This is a genomic window from Erysipelatoclostridium sp. An173 (assembly GCF_002160495.1).
Lineage (GTDB): Bacteria > Bacillota_I > Bacilli_A > Erysipelotrichales > Coprobacillaceae > Thomasclavelia > Thomasclavelia merdavium.
Genome location: NZ_NFKR01000043.1, coordinates 1 through 19532, shown reverse-complemented (window position 1 = coordinate 19532; position 19532 = coordinate 1). Strand labels below are relative to the sequence as shown.

Annotated in this window: 19 protein-coding genes and 1 riboswitch; all 19 genes read left to right on the top strand. The window is 28.8% G+C overall.

Going from position 1 to position 19532, the window contains the following annotated elements; translation table 11 throughout:
• The first annotated feature begins 194 nt into the window (after positions 1 to 194).
• The 19 genes from B5F09_RS12810 (at position 195) to B5F09_RS12725 (ending at position 19361) form a co-directional block, all read left to right on the top strand.
• On the top strand, positions 195 to 809 hold the full coding sequence (locus B5F09_RS12810) for a pentapeptide repeat-containing protein (protein WP_087374645.1): 615 nt from the start codon (positions 195 to 197) through the stop codon (positions 807 to 809).
• A 140-nt stretch (positions 810 to 949) separates the two neighbouring features.
• On the top strand, positions 950 to 2770 hold the full coding sequence (gene typA, locus B5F09_RS12805; protein WP_087374643.1) for a translational GTPase TypA: 1821 nt from the start codon (positions 950 to 952) through the stop codon (positions 2768 to 2770).
• 182 nt (positions 2771 to 2952) lie between these two features.
• Complete coding sequence (locus tag B5F09_RS12800; protein WP_087302810.1) at positions 2953 to 3171, top strand: DUF6465 family protein; 219 nt, start codon at positions 2953 to 2955, stop codon at positions 3169 to 3171.
• Between the two features lie 129 nt (positions 3172 to 3300).
• On the top strand, positions 3301 to 4725 hold the full coding sequence (locus B5F09_RS12795; protein ID WP_087374641.1) for a hypothetical protein: 1425 nt from the start codon (positions 3301 to 3303) through the stop codon (positions 4723 to 4725).
• Positions 4726 to 4729: 4 nt separating this feature from the next.
• The gene (locus tag B5F09_RS12790; protein WP_087374639.1) at positions 4730 to 5773 is read left to right on the top strand and encodes a hypothetical protein; all 1044 of its coding nucleotides are present in this window, start codon (positions 4730 to 4732) and stop codon (positions 5771 to 5773) included.
• Positions 5774 to 5882: 109 nt separating this feature from the next.
• Positions 5883 to 6051, top strand: a riboswitch (cobalamin riboswitch).
• A gap of 78 nt (positions 6052 to 6129) precedes the next feature.
• Positions 6130 to 6804, top strand: a complete 675-nt coding sequence (locus B5F09_RS12785; protein ID WP_087374637.1) for a DUF4430 domain-containing protein — start codon at positions 6130 to 6132, stop codon at positions 6802 to 6804.
• Entirely contained in the window at positions 6795 to 7658 is an 864-nt protein-coding gene (locus B5F09_RS12780) for an energy-coupling factor transporter transmembrane component T (protein WP_087374635.1), read from the top strand. Before B5F09_RS12785 ends, B5F09_RS12780 begins: the two co-directional genes overlap by 10 nt.
• A complete protein-coding gene (locus B5F09_RS12775; protein ID WP_087374633.1) occupies positions 7630 to 9144 on the top strand; it encodes an ABC transporter ATP-binding protein in 1515 nt (504 codons plus the stop codon). Before B5F09_RS12780 ends, B5F09_RS12775 begins: the two co-directional genes overlap by 29 nt.
• Entirely contained in the window at positions 9141 to 9830 is a 690-nt protein-coding gene (locus B5F09_RS12770; protein WP_087374631.1) for an ECF transporter S component, read from the top strand. Before B5F09_RS12775 ends, B5F09_RS12770 begins: the two co-directional genes overlap by 4 nt.
• On the top strand, positions 9831 to 11267 hold the full coding sequence (locus B5F09_RS12765) for a PQQ-binding-like beta-propeller repeat protein (protein WP_087374629.1): 1437 nt from the start codon (positions 9831 to 9833) through the stop codon (positions 11265 to 11267).
• A 622-nt stretch (positions 11268 to 11889) separates the two neighbouring features.
• Entirely contained in the window at positions 11890 to 12159 is a 270-nt protein-coding gene (locus B5F09_RS12760; protein WP_087302794.1) for a phosphocarrier protein HPr, read from the top strand.
• Positions 12160 to 12264: 105 nt separating this feature from the next.
• Entirely contained in the window at positions 12265 to 12744 is a 480-nt protein-coding gene (ybaK, locus tag B5F09_RS12755) for a Cys-tRNA(Pro) deacylase (protein ID WP_087374627.1), read from the top strand.
• 3 nt (positions 12745 to 12747) lie between these two features.
• The gene (locus B5F09_RS12750) at positions 12748 to 13245 is read left to right on the top strand and encodes a cob(I)yrinic acid a,c-diamide adenosyltransferase (RefSeq protein ID WP_087374625.1); all 498 of its coding nucleotides are present in this window, start codon (positions 12748 to 12750) and stop codon (positions 13243 to 13245) included.
• A 208-nt stretch (positions 13246 to 13453) separates the two neighbouring features.
• Positions 13454 to 15148, top strand: a complete 1695-nt coding sequence (locus tag B5F09_RS12745; protein ID WP_087374623.1) for a phospho-sugar mutase — start codon at positions 13454 to 13456, stop codon at positions 15146 to 15148.
• 448 nt (positions 15149 to 15596) lie between these two features.
• The gene (locus B5F09_RS12740) at positions 15597 to 16868 is read left to right on the top strand and encodes an ATP-binding protein (protein WP_087374622.1); all 1272 of its coding nucleotides are present in this window, start codon (positions 15597 to 15599) and stop codon (positions 16866 to 16868) included.
• Between the two features lie 394 nt (positions 16869 to 17262).
• Entirely contained in the window at positions 17263 to 17583 is a 321-nt protein-coding gene (locus tag B5F09_RS12735; protein ID WP_087374621.1) for a hypothetical protein, read from the top strand.
• Between the two features lie 496 nt (positions 17584 to 18079).
• The gene (locus B5F09_RS12730; protein WP_087374619.1) at positions 18080 to 18379 is read left to right on the top strand and encodes a hypothetical protein; all 300 of its coding nucleotides are present in this window, start codon (positions 18080 to 18082) and stop codon (positions 18377 to 18379) included.
• 8 nt (positions 18380 to 18387) lie between these two features.
• Positions 18388 to 18510, top strand: a complete 123-nt coding sequence (locus B5F09_RS15335) for a hypothetical protein (RefSeq protein ID WP_255375941.1) — start codon at positions 18388 to 18390, stop codon at positions 18508 to 18510.
• Positions 18511 to 18809: 299 nt separating this feature from the next.
• On the top strand, positions 18810 to 19361 hold the full coding sequence (locus B5F09_RS12725) for an MATE family efflux transporter (RefSeq protein WP_087374618.1): 552 nt from the start codon (positions 18810 to 18812) through the stop codon (positions 19359 to 19361).
• The last annotated feature ends 171 nt before the right edge of the window (positions 19362 to 19532 follow it).

Genomic DNA, 19532 nt, shown 5'->3' with positions numbered 1-19532 from the left:
GAAAGAGGATTTTTATAGAGGATTCACCTCTTAGTCAAGACAAATGCCTGCTAAAGCAATAAATTTTAAAAATTTAATTTATTTATTGACATTTAATAGTTTGTCTTTAATAATAGAATACTACAATTATAAAATAAAAGTAATCATTCTTTACATCTTATTATAGATAATTATAATATTTTTAGAGGTGCAAAATGAAAAGAAGAGATCCGGTTATTCAAAATTTAAATCCTGAAATATTTGAAAATTGTTCAAATTATTATCAAGGTATTTTTACAAAGAATCCTAAGCAGTCAATTACGATAAAAAATACGACAATTGAACAATGTCAGTTTGAAAAAATTGATTTTAATTTAATTGAATTAAATAATACTCATTTAGTTAATTGTGTATTTAAAAATTGTGATTTATCAAACTTAGAATTTGATCATGTTAGTTTACATTGTTGTCATTTTATTAATTGTAAAATGATTGGGATAGGTTTTATTGATTGTTCGTTGCATGATTTATTGTTTTTAGATGTTCAAGGGCGATATATGAATATTAGTTATGGTAATATTCGTAATGTTACCTTCCAAAATAGTGTTTTAGATGAAGCAAGTATTATGGAAGTTGATGTCAAAGATTTAGAATTTAATCAGGTTAGTTTTATTAATGGTGAGGTTTTTAAAACAAAATTGAAAGGTATGGATTTAAAAACAACTAATATAGAAGGTTTACGAATTGATCAAACAAGTCTAGTGGGTATCCATGTTGATATGTATCAAGCGGTTGCTTTAGCTAGTTTGTTAGGGATAATTGTTGATTAAGGGCATTTTTGGTCCTTTTTCTTTAGAAAATTATGGTAAAAATTAGTTAAAAAATCGTTGTTTTTTGGTATCGAAAAAAAATAATGACAAAATATAATTCTGTGTTATAATGTTTGAATTGTAAGAAAGGTTGTGAAGAAATGAATATTAGAAATATCGCAATTATTGCCCACGTTGACCATGGAAAAACTACTTTGGTCGATCAGTTATTAAAGTTATCAGGAACATTACGTGATAATGAACATATCGCTGAAAGGGCTATGGATAGTAATGCAATTGAGCGAGAAAGAGGAATCACTATTCTTGCAAAAAATACAGCAATAAATTATAAAGATTATCGTATTAATATTATGGATACACCAGGTCATGCTGACTTCGGTGGTGAAGTAGAACGAATCATGAATATGGTTGATGGTGTTTTATTAGTTGTTGATGCTTATGAAGGAACGATGCCACAAACTCGTTTTGTATTGAAAAAAGCATTAGCTGCTAAAGTAAAACCAATCGTTGTTATAAATAAAGTTGACCGTCCTGTTGTTAGAATCCAGGAAGTAATGGATGAAGTATTAGAGTTATTCATGGAATTAGGAGCCGATGATGAGCAATTAGATTTCCCAGTTGTCTTTACTTCAGCTTTACAAGGGACTTCTAGTTTAGATCCTGATATTGCTACTCAAGTACCAAATATGGACTGTTTATTTGATATGATTATCAACGAAATTCCAGAACCATTAGTTGATGAAGAAGGGCCGTTACAATTCCAGCCAGCATTATTAGATTATAATGATTATGTTGGAAGAATTGGAATTGGACGAATTCAAAGAGGGCGTATTAAAGTTAACGAAAGTGTTACTTGTGTACGCGCTGACGGTAGTCATAGTCAATTTAGAATTCAAAAATTATACGGATTCCTTGGATTACATCGAATTGAAATAAAAGAAGCATTTGCTGGTGATATTGTAGCAATTGCTGGATTAAGTGATATTGGTGTTGGTGAAACAGTATGTACTACTGGTAAAGAAGAAGCTTTACCATTATTAAAAGTAGACGAACCAACGATCCAAATGGTTTTTGGAACTAACACTTCACCATTTGCAGGTAAAGATGGAAAATTTGTAACTGCTAGACAAATTGAAGAGCGTTTATTTAAAGAAACAAATCGTGACGTTTCATTGAAAATTGAAAGAATTCCAAATAGTGAAGAATGGATCGTTTCTGGTCGTGGTGAATTGCATTTATCAATCTTAATTGAAAATATGCGTCGTGAAGGATTTGAACTTCAAGTTTCTAAACCAAAAGTAATCATTAAAGAAATTGATGGTGTTAAATGTGAACCATATGAAGAAGTTAATATTGAAGCACCAGATGATTGTATTGGTAATGTTATTGAATCATTAGGATATCGTCGTGGTACACTTGAAAATATGGTTAGCAACGATGGACAAACAAGTATTACTTATACAATTCCTTCAAGAGGTTTGATTGGTTTTATGACTAACTTTTTAACAATGACAAAAGGTTATGGAATTATTTCACATTCATTTTTAGAATATCGACCAATGGAAGGAGAAACAGTTGGAGAAAGAGCATTAGGAGTACTAGTTTCAATTGATAGTGGTCAAACTACGGCATATGCTTTAGGCAGTGTTGAAGATCGTGGAGTTATGTTCGTTGAACCTGGTGTTGAAGTTTATGAAGGAATGATCGTCGGTGAACATAGCCGTGATAATGATTTAGTAGTAAATGTTACTAAAGGTAAACAATTAACAAATACTCGTTCATCTTCAAAAGATTCAACAGTAGTTTTAAAACGTCCAAGAACATTTAACTTAGAAGGATGTCTAGATTATATTAATGATGATGAATTAGTTGAAGTAACACCTGAACATATTCGTTTAAGAAAACGTTATTTAACTGAACAAGAACGTCGTCAACAACATCGTTTAAAAGCAAATAAGTAAAAATGTTTTTTTGACAATAGTCCCCTTTAAAAGTCAAATTAGTTTTTAAAAAACAATTATTTGATATTATTTTTAAGATGTAAATCTAAAAAACATTGCTACATTCATAAAAATTTGCATATTTTATTCAGATATGCTATTATGTTTTTGTTAGCAAACACAAAGAAACGGGGGATGTTTAGATGAAAGCAACAGTTGAAATTCAACATAATGGTAAAAATGTTACTGCAGTTGAAATTGAAAAAATGGTAAAAGAAGAGGTTAAAGGACAAGGTGTCAAAATCTCTACTATTGATACATTACAAATTTATTACACACCAGATACAGCTTCAGTATATTATGTTGTAACTACTAAAGATGGTAAAACTTATAATAACGAAGAACCATTAGTAGTAGAATAGTTGGTTGTAAATTAATTGATAATGAAAAGCGATAATATTTTGGTATTATCGTTTTTTTGTTGTTCCCTTTATATGGTTAATCGACAAAAAACATGCTATAATTATTTTGTTTTTAAGGAGTGAAAAGAAATGAAAAAAATTGCAGCAGGTTTATTAGCGATTATGTTATTAACTGGATGTTCAAATAATAATAATGAACAAACTTTGTTTGTTGAAAATAGTAAAGAAAAATATGCATTAGTAGATTTAGAAGGCGAATCAAAAACTAAATTTATTTACGATAAATACGAAACTGTTGGTAATAGTGGTTTTATTGTTGTTCAAGATGATAAATATGGCTATATTTTAAATGATGGCAGTGAAGCAATAAAATTAGGTAAATATAAAAAATTAGAGTCAATTGCCAATATGTTAGTTGGTTATGATAAAGATGAAAATATTACTATTTTAAATAGTGAAGGAAAAAAATTATATCAACAAAGTGATGATGTTAAGATTGAATTAACTGGATTGCCAGTAATCAAAGATGGTAAAGATTATATTGTTTTATATGATACTGGTGAGCAGTTAGTTAATACTAATGATAAGATTATTAGTGCTTATACAATTGATGATAATTATACGCTTGTTAATTATGAAAAAGAGGCTAGTTTATATTATCACTTAACAGAAGAAGAACCACTATCAATTAAAGCTGGTGGTGATAATCAGTTAATGGATCATGATGATAAAAAAGGTTATTTATTATATAACCGTGATGATCATGAAGTTAGAGCACTAGACACTGAAGGTAAAGTATTGTTTACAACAGAACAAGAATTAGATGATCTATACTATGATAGTGAAAATAATATTATCGGTGTTTTAAATCAAACAACTTACATTTTTAACAACAAAGGTAATATTAAGGAAACAAACAGCTATTATTATAATTATCGAAACTATGTAGTAAAAAATGCTGATACTATTTATGGACCTCATACTTTTGTAAATGATGGTAAGGAAATTGAAGTTGATGGTATTCAATTAGACCCACTAGCTTCACAAATTAGAGAAGAAATCTTCCCGGTTTATGTAAGAGATGAGGGCTATCAGTATTATGGTTTCGATGGTAAAGCCGCATTTAAAACTGTATATGAAAGTGCTGAAGTCTTTGATAGTAATGGTTTAGCTGTTGTATCTAAAGAAGAAGATAAATATTATTTGATTAATACTGATAATAAAAAGATTTCTGATGAATATGAGCGAATTGAATATCTTGGTCGTAATTACTATGCTGGATATACTAGTGGTAGTCGTTATGAAGTATTTAATAGCGATGGCGATGTAGTTATTGAAGATAGTTTCATGGGTGAAGGAACTGTATTTAAATATAATGATATTGTCTATGGTATCTTTAATAACAGTGGTACTAGTTATGTTTATGATATGGAAGATTATGAAGTTCTTTTCCATGTTGAAGGTGATTTGGAATTTAATGATGCCGGTTACTTTGTAACAGTTGAAAATGATGGCTATTATACTTTAGATGGCGAAGAAATTTATAAGAGGTAATGGAATGGAATATTATATTTATATGCTTGTTTCATTGGCAGTTATGCTAATGGGTATTAAATTAGTTTTTTGTGAATTAGAAGGAAGAACTGCTCAAAAGAAAGGTTTTTTAAGCTGGTATATTAAATATAACGAACCATTTAAATATGCTAGAACACGTAGTATTATTTTAATGTGTGTGGTTTGTTATATGATTGCCTCAATTCAACCGTTCTTTTCAGTTGAGTGGTTTGTTGAAATGATTGGTTTTATTGCAGTTGGTGTAATCTGTGATGCTTTAAGTCAAGTAGTGGGATATTATTATAGTAAGTTGCGTTTTCGTAAAAGAATTAAAGCGGCAATGGAAATGAAAAGTGAAATTGCTAAAGCAATCAATGAAGAAGGCAGTGCTTTGGTACAACAAAGTATACCAACTTATTCAAGTAAAGAGGTTGTTACTAAGTATTTAAATGATGACAGCCATTTAGCTTTTGTTTCTTTTGATGGTGGTGAATATGTTAATTCTTTTGAAAATTTACCACCAATCACTTATGCAGTTGAAGTTCAAAATGAAAAAGCTGAAAAGTTATTAGAAGAGCGTAATATCAAAGTTACTAAACTTACTAAAGAAGGCAAATTACCTTTTAAAGATGAACGAATCGATGTTTTAGCTGATGAATTAGCTAATTATGATAAATATGATTTGTATCGAGTAGTTAAACCTGGGGGTTACATTATTGTAAATCAATTAGGTAGTGATAATTATAAAGAACTTACTAGTATTTTTCTTCCTTTTAAATTACGAGGACGCTGGGATTTAGAAGCTGGTAAACAAACATTAAGTGAAATTGGTTTGGAAATTATTGATGGTTTTGAAGAACATGGTTTCATCCGTTTTGATACTCTAGCATCATTTATTCAGTTTTTAAAAGGAATTACTCGGGTCGATGTTACTCAAGAAAGATTTGTGAATTTTTATAGTCAAGTTTTACAACAGATTAAGGAAAAGAGTTATTTTGAGTTAACAACACATCGGTTTTTAGTAGTTGCTCGTAAAAAAGAACTTTAGAAGAAACTAAATGTTTCTTCTTTTTTTTATAAAAATGTCAATAATTAACTAAAAATACGAGATAATCTTCCATTTTAAATCCATTGTTGTATAATTATATCGAATAATTTAATCACGCATATTTAATGGTTGTTTAACATTAATAAGGAATCTTGTGAAAATCAAGAGCGGTCCCGCCGCCGTAATGATGAGTTATGACAAAATGCCACTGGGAAACTGGGAAGGCGTCAAAACGTTGAATCTGAGCCGGAATACTTGCCATTATCTTAGGATACACTTTACGGATGATAGAGTAGTTCTATTTAATGTTAGTTTTAATCCTTTCATGCGCACTTTTTTAGAAAGGGTTTTTTATTATGTCAAAATTTTTTAAGATTGCAATTGTTGTTTTACTTTTATTTACAGGTTGTAAAGATAGTAGTGCTGGTGCTACCACTAAAAAGATCGCTGCTAAAAAAGCTAATGCAGTTGAAGTTAGTGGTTTAACGGTTAATCAGGGTACTGTTGTAGTAACTGAACAGCCATCTAATGACCAGCCATCTAACGATCAGTCGTCTAATGACCAGGTAAAAAGTAGTGCTACTAAGTCGAATCAAAATTCTAAAAATCAAATAGTAAAAGATGATAAGCAAACGATATCAGTCTCAATTTCTATTGAGTGTAAGACCTTGCTTAATAGACTAGATGAAATTAAACCGGGTTATGTTGATTTTGTTCCTAAAGATGGTATTGTACTAGCTAATATCAGTTATGAAGTAGATCCTTCTACCACTGTTTTAGATGTACTTAAAAAAGCATGTGATGCAAAGGGAATATCATATAAAGTGAATAATGGTTATGTTCAAGAAATTGCCTATTTGCCCCATAAAATATTAGATAGCAGTTTTGATAATTCATCAGGCTGGATGTATAGCATCAATGGTAAATATGTAAATAGAGGTGCTGGTGATGAAAAGGTTAAATTGCATGAGGGGGATCGAATTAAGTGGATGTATACATTGACAGGAGGTAATGATTTAACATGGTCATAAAATCTTTTAAAGAGAGCCATCCCTTAGTATTACTTTTATATTTTTTATCGATTATTATTTTGACAATTATCCAATCGCATTATCTAGTTATTATAATTGGATTTATTGCTTGTGCGTTATTATTTTATTTAACTGATCATAGCGGGTTTAAAAAAATATTAAAATATCTGATGCTTTTGATTTTGTTGATTACGATTACTAATCCATTATTTGTAAGTGAAGGCTTTGACATTTTATATCAAAATAACTTTTTTACAATTACTAAACAGGCTTTGATATATGGCTTTGTCTTTAGTTTGATGATTAGTTCGATGTTATTATTATTTAATGTCGCTAGAAAATATCTTACTGATAGTCATATTATTTATTTGTTTGGTGCTATTATGCCAACTTTAGGATTAGTTGTTTCGATGAGTTTAAATTTAATTAGTCGGTTAAAATTACAGTATCAAAAGATCAAAGAGGCTAATCGCTTAATGCCATATAAAAACAAATTGGCTAAACAGCGTGATATGATAATTATTTTAATTACTTATGCTTTTGAATCGTCATTAGAAATGATTAATTCAATGAATGGACGTGGTTATGGAAGCCATAAGCGAAGCAGTTTTCATCTTTATCAGTTTAAAAAAGATGATTTGCTTAAAATATTAATTATTTTAAGCTTAGATTTAATGGTGATACTTGGATATTTTGATTACTATCAGGATTTTTATTATTATCCATTAGTCCAGGTTTATCATTATCAGTGGTTGGATTTGTTTTTTATGATTTGTTTTGCAACTTTGATTTTATTACCAGTTTTCTTTAAAGGAGGGAAGAGTTATGTATCAGATTGGAAATCTGTCTTTTAGTTTTCCAAATCAAAAAGAAGTTTTAAAAAATATTTCCCTGGAAATAAAAAATGGCGAATTTTTGGTTATTTGCGGGGTTAGTGGCTGTGGAAAAACAACTCTTTTAAAACATCTAAAACCAAGCTTGACTCCTGCTGGTCAAAAATCAGGGAATATTATTTTTGATGATTTGATTAAAGAAGATATTAAAATTGGTTATGTAGCTCAAAATCCTGAAAATCAAATCGTAATGAATAAAGTGTGGCATGAAATTGCTTTTGGTCTAGAAAACCAGAATACGCCATTAAAACAAATGAAACAGCGAGTTGGTGAAATTGTAAATTATTTCAATTTACAAGATATTATTAATGCCAATTGTCAGGATTTATCTGGTGGTCAAAAGCAGTTAGTGAATTTAGCCAGCGTTTTAGTATTAAATCCTGAAGTTATTTTATTAGATGAAGCTTCAGCACAGTTAGATCCAATTAATCGTCAAGAATTTATTAAAATGGTAAAACAGATCAATGATGATTTTGGGATTACAATTGTTTTTGTGGAACATCAATTAGATGGACTGGTTGAACTGGCAGATCGTTTATTAATAATGGAAGATGGTAAAGTTGTAATTTTAGATGAAACTAAAAAAGCCATTGAAAAAATGAATAAAGAAAATCTTTTTTTAGAATCCCTGCCAGATTATATCAAGGTTTCTAATCTAATTGATCAAAGCTGCTTTAGTATTAAAGAAGCTAGAAAAGCTATGCAAGATTATCACAATATTAATATAAAAGAGTATGAAGATATTGAATTTGTGCCACTATTAAAAATTACTGGGTTAACTTGTGGTTATCAGCAATTAGTTTTAAAACAGCTTGATCTTAATATTTATCAAAATGAAATTTTAACAATCGTTGGTGCTAATGGTAGTGGTAAGACAACATTTATTAAATGTTTGGCGGGGTTGATTGATTATCAAGGAAAGATTGAATATCAAACTCATTTACCAAGAATTGCTTATTTGCCTCAAGATCCAACGACATTATTTATTGGTGATACTGTTGAAAAGGATTTATTAGCTGTTGAGGATAATGTTGTAAATGTGGTTACAATGATGCAAAATATGCAAATTGTTCATTTAAAAGATTGTCATCCATATGATTTAAGTGGTGGTGAAAAACAATTAGTAGCTTTAGCTAAGATTTTATTAACTAAACCCGAGCTTTTATTACTTGATGAACCAACTAAAGGTATTGATGCTAGCGCAAAAGAAAAATTAGCAGCTTTGATTGTCGGTTTAAGTAAACATATGACCATAGTTTGTGTTAGCCATGATTTAGAATTTGCTGCTAAAATTAGTGATCGAGTAGCAATGATTTTCAATGGTCAAATGGAATCGGTTGATACGATGCGAAATTTCTTTAGTAACAATCTTTTTTATACAACTACTATCAACAAAATTATGCGAAACATTAATAAAGATGTTGTCATTTATGAGGATTTAAAATGAGCAAGCGTAATAAAATAGCTTTAATATCTTTAATTATGGCTGTTTTAGCGGCTGTTATTGGGGTGTTATTATGGCATGACCAGCAATATAATTTGATAATAATGATACTGGTAGTTATTAGCTGGATCCCATTTTATTTTAAATATGAATTGTCACATCCTAAAACTAGAGAAGTGGTGATACTAGCAATAATGATTGCTTTAACAACGTTAGCTAGAACATTATTTATTTTATTTCCTAGTTTTAAACCAGTAAGTGCTTTAATGATTATCATGGCAGTTGTATTTGGTAAACAAGATGGTTTTTTATGTGGTTCATTAAGTGCTTTAATATCAGATTTTATTTTTGGAATAGGTCCCTGGACCCCGTTTCAAATGTTAGCCTGGGGTTTGATTGGCTATCTAGCGGGACTGTTTTGTCGCCAGTTATATCAAAATAAATGGCTATTATATGGCTATGGAGCAATGTCAGGGATAATTTTTTCTATGATTATGGATTTATGGTCAGTTTTAGCGATTGATAATAGTTTTAATCTTTCGCGATATCTGTTTACTGTTATCGCAGCTTTACCAGTGACGATAACATATATTGTTTCAAATATTATATTTATTTTTGTATTTAAAGATGCAATGTTTAAGATACTGCAAAGAGTAAAGGTCAAATACGGAATTACGGAGGGAAATTAGATGCAAAAAAGGATTGTAAGTTTATTTTTAGCGTTATTTATGGCTGTTACTATGACAACAGGTGTAAGTGCTAAAACAAATGATTGGTATGAATTTAGAACCAATGATAATGTAATTGATGCTAAGCTACCAACTACAGAAGATTCTACAAAACTTGATTGGGTACATAGTTTTTTAGATGGTAAATTTTATGTAACTTATAGTAATCCAATTATTGGTGATGAATGTATTTATATTGCTGTTGATAGTGAATTATATAAATTAGATAAAGATGGTAATGTTCTACAAAAAGCTACTTTAAATAATACAATAGCTTTTAATGCTTATCTTGCTTATGGTAATGGAATGGTTTTTGTTGCTTTAGGTAATGGAATGATTCAGGCTTTTGATGGTCAATCATTAACATCATTATGGTTATCACAAGTAGAAGGGAATTTTACTAGTCCATTAACATATTATAATGGTTATTTATATACAGGAACAACTGAATATGATGATAGTTATAATATAGTAGGTGGTCAATATTTTGCTTTATCAGTTAGTGATGATGATCCTAATTCTAATTTAGAAACAAAATATAATAGCTGGAGTTATCAAGAACAAGCAGGTGGATATTATTGGTCTGATGCTACAATTATAAATAATCAATATTTAGTATTTGTAAGTACTGCCGGTACTTTGGTAGCTAAAGATATTACTAGTGATAATTTAAATACGATTACTTTAGATAGTAACATTAGTATCCGTAGTGGTGTTTGTTATGGTGATGGTTATCTTTATATTGGTAGTCAAAATGGCAAATTATATAAAGTGGCCTTCAATAACGATGGAACTTTTGGTCAAGTAGAAACAGCTATGATATTAAATGGAAATGGTCAAATTACTGGTACTCCTATTTATGTAGATGGAACATTATATTTTGGTGGTAAAAATGGTAGTGCGTTTAACGCACCTGGTTTTATTGCTAAGATGGATGTAAATACATTACAATTACAATCAATTGAAGTTGTTGGTAATGTTCAATCATCAATTTTAGTTACAACTGGATATGATGATGCTGTTTATGGTTATTATACAATAAATAGTGAACCTGGTGGTTTATATGTATTTAAAGATACTGGAACAGAGTTTACAACAGACACTTTATACGAACCAGAAGATGCTTATAAAAACTATAATATGGGTAGTGCTATTAGTGATGGTAATAAACTTTATTTTACTAATGATTCTGGAGCTTTATTTGCTTTAGAAAATAGTGAACAACCAACTGATAATAACCCAACTCCAACTCCACCAGCTCAAACAACAGATACAGATACATCATCTACACCAGATCAAGTAGTTAATTCGGTTAAAACTGGCGATGACCAAAGTCTTGTGTCAATGCTAACTTTAATTATTAGTGGAGCAGTTTTAGTGGTATTAAAAAAAGATTAATATTAATAAAGGACAATAATTCGGTTATATAAAATTGATTATTGTCTTTTTTTAACTAATTATTTGATAAATTAAATGATGATTGATAGATAGCTTTTTAGTTGCAAATATATATTTTTATTACTTAAGCAGTGTTAAATAACAAGTAGTAGGATATAAAAATTGCTAGTAATAGTTTAATTTTGACTATATTATAGTAAAATCGATAATTATTTTTCTAGTTTTTATAAAATAATGATTGTTATAGCTAATTTAATTGCTTTTGATTTATTAATAGCAATCGTGTAAATTATTATCAATCACAAATACATTTTAATTGTTTCTGTTTGAAGTAGCTAGCGTTTATGATTTGAAAAGAAGATATTTAGCTGTAAAAGAGTAGCTTAATATTAATTGATCATTTCAATAAATAAAGTACTTTTTGACATGGATAATTATTTAAATAGCGGGAAAAATGTTTGTGTTTTATTGATTTTAATAAAAGATGAAGAGATAAAAACGGGATTTTTGTTGTTATATTCAACTAATTTGTAAGCGCTAAATTTTATTTAAAAAGTTCTTTAAAATAGGAATATTAGGTGGTATAATTGTCATATAGAAATTTTTAAGGAGGAGTCATAAAATGGCAGAAAAATTATCTTTCGTTGTATCTGATCCTGTTGGATTACACGCTAGACCAGCTACTATCTTAGTTAACCAAGCTAGTAAATTTACAAGTGATATTAAGTTAGTATACAATGGAAAAGAAGTTAACTTAAAATCAATCATGGGAGTTATGTCTTTAGGTGTTCCAACTAAAGCTACAGTTGAAATTGTTGCTGAAGGTGAAGACGAAAAAGATGTAATTGCTTCTATTGCTAAAGTTATCAAAGAACAAAAAGTAGCAGAATAAAATAATTGATACAAAAGAGATCTTCGGATCTCTTTTCGTTTTTTAGTTGCAATAATTATTTTTAGGCTAGTATAATAAATATAGTTTTTTTATGGAGGATTAGCGATGGCAAAAAAAGTAAAAACTAATGCGTTAAGAATGTTAGATCGAGCAAAAATTAACTATGAAATTAAAGAATATCAATATGATGAAGATCATTTAAGTGGGGAACATATTATTGATCAGGTTGATATGGAGGCTAAAGATATTTTCAAAACATTGGTTTTAAAAGGTAATAATGGTTATTTAGTTTGTTGTATCCCGGTTTTAGAACAAATTGATTTAAAGAAACTTGCAAAGCTTTCAAATAATAAAAGTGTAGAAATGATTCATATGAAAGATTTACTTGGGGTAACTGGTTATATTAGGGGTGGTTGTTCACCAGTAGGAATGAAGAAAAAGTTTCCCACTTTTTTCGATTTATCAATTAATCAATGTCAAAATGTAGCTTTAAGTGCCGGTAAACGTGGTTATCAAATGATTGTAAATGCTAAAGAACTATTAAATTATTTAGATGCCCAAGTTGGTGATGTGATTAGGAGATAGAAGATGATTCAATGTTATTATGGTACTGGTAAAGGGAAGACAACAGCAGCTATTGGACAAGCGATTCGATTAGCTGGTGCTAATAAAAGAGTGTTGTTTATTCAATTTTTAAAAGATGGTAATAGTAGTGAAATTAAAATGTTAGAACGTTGTGGGATAAAAGTATTATTTAAAGAAATGCCACAGATGTTTGTTGATATGCAAGATCCTAAGATGATTAAACAAGTTAGTAATATGGAAAATGAATTATTTGATATGATAGATGAAAGTTATGATGCTATTGTATTAGATGAAATTTTAGATGTAATTACATTAAGTTTAATTAATGAAGGTAAGGTTTATGATTTGTTAGTGAAAATGAAAGATAGTCATGAAATTATATTAACAGGACGAATGCCAAGTCATAAAATCAAGCCAATTCTTGATTATTCGAGTGAAATCAAAAAACATAAACATCCTTTTGATTTAGGAATTAAAGCTCGACATGGGATCGAATATTAAACACTTTTATCTTATTTTCGTTAAAAATTTACCGGATATAGCAAACGCTTACAATATAGTGTTACTACAAATAGGGATAAAAGTATTTTTTGGGAATATAGCTAAGATGTAAACGCTAACTTTTTGATAAAATTGTAACAATTTCGATACTAAAACAAGTAGTAAAATTAAATTGAATTTGCTATAATTAAAACAAGAGGTGAAAACAATGAGTTATAATGAAGAATATCAAAGATGGTTAAATTGTGAAAGTCTAGATCCATCATTAAAAGCAGAATTAGCAAGTATGAATGAAAAGGAAAAAGAAGATGCCTTTTATATGAATTTAGAGTTCGGTACTGCCGGAATGAGAGGGATTCTTGGAGCAGGAACTAATCGAATGAATATTTATACGATTAGAAAGGCAAATGTTGGTTTTGCTAAATATGTTGCTGGGCTACCAGAGGGGAAAGAAAGAGGGGTAGCTATTGGTTATGACAATCGCCATATGTCATATAAATTTGCAATTGAAAGTGCTAAAGTTTTAGCAACTTATGGAATTAAATCTTATGTTTTTGAAAGTTTAAGACCAACTCCAGAATTATCATTTGCAGTTCGTTACTTAAAATGTGCTGGAGGTATTATGATTACTGCAAGTCATAATCCAAAAGAATATAATGGTTATAAAATTTATGATGATACTGGATGTCAATTAATTCCAGAATGGGCTGACCAGGTTGTTGGCTATGTAAATGAAGTTAAAGATGAATTAGCAGTAGAAGTAGTAAGTGATGATGAAGCTTATCCATATATTAATTGGATTGGTGAAGAAGTTGATGAAGCTTACTATAAAGAAGTTATGGCAATTGAAATTAATCCTGGTATGGATAAAAATGATTTCAAAATTGTCTTCTCACCACAACATGGTACTTCTAACTTACCAGTAAGAACATGTTTAACACGTTTAGGATATGATGTTGTTCCAGTATTGGCTCAATGTGCACCAGATCCAGATTTCACAAATACTGAATCACCAAATCCTGAAATTGCTTGTTCTTATGATCTTGCAATCAAAAAAGCTAAAGAAGTTGATGCAGATGTAGTAGTAATTTGTGATCCTGATGGTGACCGTTTAGGTGTTGTTGCTAAACACGAAGGTGAATATGTATTAATGTCAGGTAACCAAAGTGCTGCAGTTTACTTGGAATATATTTTAAGTGAACTTAAAAAACAAGGTAAATTACCAGACAATGCAGTAATGTATAATACAATTGTTACTAGTGATTTAGGTGAATTAGTCGCTAAATCATATGGTGTTGAAGTTGAAAAAACTTTAACAGGATTTAAATTTATCGGAGATAAGATTCGTAAATATGAAAAAACTAAAGAAAAAGAATTTGTTTTTGGATATGAAGAATCATATGGTTGCGTAGTAAAAGACTTCGTTCGTGATAAAGATGCTGTTCAAGCAGTAGTTATGGCAGCAGAAGCTGGTAACTTCTATAAAAAACAAGGTAAAGATTTAATCGATGTATTAAATGAACTATATGCTAAACATGGAACATTCAAAGAAACTCAAATTGCATTAAGCAAAGCTGGTGCTGATGGAGCTAGAAGAATTAAAGAAATCATGGATAATTTAAGAAAAGATGCTCCAGCTAAAATTGGTGATTATGCTGTAGTTGCAGTTGAAGATTACCAAAGTAGCGAAAGAGTTGAAAATGGTACTACTACAACAATCGATTTACCAAAATCTAACGTATTAAAATATTATTTAGAAGATGGTTCTTGGATTGCTGCTCGTCCTAGTGGAACTGAACCAAAATGTAAATTCTATTTCTCAATTAAGGGAACTGATGCTAAAGACGCTAGTGACAAAACAGAAGTATTCCAAAAAGATATGATGAATATTATCGGTGAATAATACAAAGGTACAAAAAGTGTTGATTTTTATCAACGCTTTTTTGTTTAAAAATATTATTTAAGTTTGTTTAAATCGAAATCAATAAGTTAAGCAACTTTTTGATTAATTAAGTTTAAAATTGTTACATAGAATTAGTAGTGATATGATGGATATATTATTATAATTTAAAATGAAATTAAGAAATAATTTTTTATAAGTTTTAAAAATTCTTGGGGCAATTGAATTTATTCCCAATTGAATATATGAAATGTTAACAAATAGCCAATTGATTGGCTTTAAAAAGAAGTAAAATGGTTATACTAAATAATAAATCATAAAATATAACAATATATATCTATAAGTACAAACATTTGCGTTTATACTTATAGATATATATTGATTTTTTAGTTTGTTAAATGATATTATATCTATAAGTACAAACGTAAATGATTAAAGATGGAGGTGTAATATGATAAAACGTGATTTTTATTTAGAAGAATTGAAATCAAGTATGTGGGATGGACAAATAAAAGTAATTACTGGCTTGAGAAGGGTTGGAAAATCGGTACTTTTATTTGAATTGTTTAAGAATTATTTATTGTCTATAGGAGTATTAGAAGAAAACATTATAATAATTTCATTAGATCAGAGAAAGTATTACAAATATCGAAATCCTATCTTATTATGTGATTATGTTGAATCTATTATAAACAATAGTAAAGATCAATATTATGTTTTTATTGATGAAATTCAAATGAGTATAAAAACTATTGATAAAGAAAATGGTAATATTGAGGTCACTATATACGATATGCTCAATGAATTAAAATCATATAAGAATTTAGATGTCTATGTTACTGGCTCTAATTCAAAAATGCTGGCTAGTGATATTTTGACTGAATTTAGAGGACGCTCTACTCAGATTCATGTTTATCCTTTATCATTTGAAGAATATTATTCTTTTAAAGGTGGAGATGAAGCGAGATGTTTAAATGAATATATGCTTTATGGGGGCATGCCTAGATTAACGGAATTAAATGATGATAATGCTAAAAAAAGATATCTAATCTCGCTGTATGAAGAAGTTTATATCAAAGATATTAAAGAAAGAAATGGAATAGAAAGAGAAGATATATTAGAAGAGATACTTGATTATTTATCATCACAAATTTCTTCGTTAACAAATCCTACAAAAGTTGCAAATGTGATATCTAGTGAGAAAAAAGAAAAAATTGACAATAATCTTGTCAGTCATTATATAAATCATTCGGTCAATGCTTTTTTGATTTTAATCGCTAAAAGATATGATATCAAAGGAAAATCATATTTCAAATATCCAAATAAGTATTATTTTACAGATGTTGGCTTAAGAAATGCACGTTTGAATTTTAGACAGTTTGATCCGGGACATTTAATGGAAAATATAATTTATGTTGAGTTGAAGAGAAGAGGCTACTCAGTAGATATTGGTGTGGTATATGATCGACATAATAAAACAACAGCTGTTAAAGAGGTAGACTTTGTAGTTAACGATGGGGATAGAAGAATATATATACAGTCTGCATTAAGAATGGAAGAAGACAGTAAAATAAATTCTGAAATTCATTCGTTGATGTTAACAAATGATTTTTTTAAAAAAATAATTATTAGAAATGATATCTATCATAATTATTATGATAACGATGGTATTTTTCATTGTAGCTTGATTGATTTTCTGTTAAACAGAGTAGATTTATTTTAATTAAGAATATTATATATTATAGAGATAGGTTCTTTTTTTATTTGATGATAACATAAGAAAATAGAAGGATAAAATAAGTTGATTGATTCAACAAATTTTATTCCTTCTTAATTTTTATTTACCCATTATTGAGTAAGAACCTAGAGATTTAATGCTCTTTTTATATAGATTTTTGGTAAATATTGCAATTGCTGATATGGTTTGGACAGAAATAAAGAAGATTCTTGATTTTAATTAAAATTTTGTTTGATTTTGGTTTATTTTTTATGAAAAAATAAGATTTCTGCTTTGAAAAGCTAAATATTGTTTTCTCTTTTTTATATGATTGCTAATATTGATTTAAGGTGTCATAATATTCTTAAAGGATGAGGGTTACTTAATAGGAGGGATATTTATGCCATTAGAAAGAGGTGCAGCAATTATAATTGGCTTTGCAATGATTTGTGTGTCGATCTATTATTATTTTTCTAAGAAACCAGTAACTATATATAATAATTCAAATCCACCAGGAGTAGATCAGATTACTAATGTCAGATCATATAATCATGCAACTGCACGGCTGATGCTGGTTTATGGAGCAATTTTTATTTTTGAAGGATTAGTTATTACTAATAGGTTAATGTGTTTTTTTCTTGTAGTTTTGACAGTCATGCCAGGTATAGTAGTGGTAATGGCAATATTTGAAAGTTTTATTTTAAAAAAGTATCTAAAATAATGATTATTAGAATAGAAAGTATATCTTTTATTTTAGTGAATATTAAAAAAGTTAATAAATGATAACCTTCCATTAGATGGCACATGGAAACATTGTCAAGGGAGGTTTTTATATTAGAATGTAGAAATACAAAATATAAAAGAACTTAATTTTGGTATTACGAAAATCTGCAATTTTCTAAATATTATTTGCTTAAGATGATAATCGTGGTTACTATCCTGATTATGTATCAAAAAGAATATTAGGAGAAAAGTTAATTGAAATATTTACACAACAATAGGATTCTATTTTCAGATAATTAATAAATAGTTACTATTTGGGTTAAAAATGTAAGAATTTATTTTTTATATTCAACAATTTTTAAAGTTTGTTTATAGTTATAATATTTTTGATGAATTATTATCATATAAAGAGGATTTATTGACAAGCAGTTTTATTGATGTAGAATTATTTTATAGAGTTAAAAGAGTAAAGTAAAATAATAAAGAAAAGAGTAGTGATTATAGGTGTCTTAGCCGTAGTTTTAATCGGGATATATTTATTAGTTAACAATTTTAATAATAACGAAACAGATAGTGATAAACTAACTGAAACTGAAGAAGAGTTATATGAAGAAGAATTAGGTGAAGATTATAGCAATGAAGCAAGTGTTTTAGTATCTTATAAATATATAGGTGCTGAAAATTTAGAAGATCGCGATGTTTTGACTTTAACTAAATTTGATGACGATGGTGATCCAACAATAATGGCTATTGCGGCAACTGATCGAGAGAAAAAACAGTTACAGTACCAGTAGGTGAATATATGTTGACTTCTAATTATTTACAAGAAGAATATTTTGAGATTGAAAATCAAGATCAGCGTGTTTATATTACCTGTGATTATAATGAAGGCAAATTTACTATTGATATTTCAGATGATTCTTAAAACCAGTATAATATTTACTACATATAAAAATTTAGAAGATGAGTTATATAAAGCTCATCTTTTTGATATTTTAGAATGTAAATAGTATTTTCAAATTAAATAATGAATAAATAAAAAAATGTAAATGATATTTCAATGTCATTTACATTTATTTTTTTAATCTTTTTTCTATGAAATAATGAACTTGCAAAGGAGGAAGGTTTATGGAAGAAAGATTACAACATCAAAAAATACCAAAATTATTATTTACACTAGCAATTCCATCGATATGTGGACAGATTGTTACATAAATTTATAACATGGTTGATCGTATGTATATAGGAAGATTACCAGATGGAGCTTTGGCAATGGCAGCTATTGGTTTATGTGTGCCACTTACAACTATTATTACCGCATTTAATGGTTTATTTGGTCGTGGTGGTGCACCATTAAGTTCAATTTTACTAGGAGAAAAGAAGAAAAAAGAAGCAAATAATATTTTAACAACAAGTTTTATTTGTTTAGTTATTACTTCTCTTGTCATTACAACAGTTGTCTGGTTATTTCAAGATCCGCTTTTATATCTATTTGGTGCCAATCACGAAACTATTCAATATGCAAGAGATTATATTTCTATTTATGCTTTAGGAACGATCTTTATTCAGCTTACTGTTGGGTTGAATTATTTTGTAAATGCTCAAGGATATACTCGTTTTAGCATGTTAACGGTATTACTTGGGGCTGGACTTAATATTATATTAGATCCTCTGTTTATTTATCAATTTAATATGGGCGTTAAAGGAGCAGCAATTGCAACTGTTTTATCACAAGCGGTTTCTTGTCTATTTGTCATTGGTTTCTTTTTGGTATAAAAACCAACTAAAAATCTGATTGTCCGCTAAAACACTGTATCTATCAGCATTTTCAAGGGTTGAAATACTTCAAATTACTACGATTTTACTACCATTGAATGAGCCTTGATACGTTAGAAATCCCAGATTTGCAAAGATATGGTACAGCACATCAGTATTGATAAACTAAAA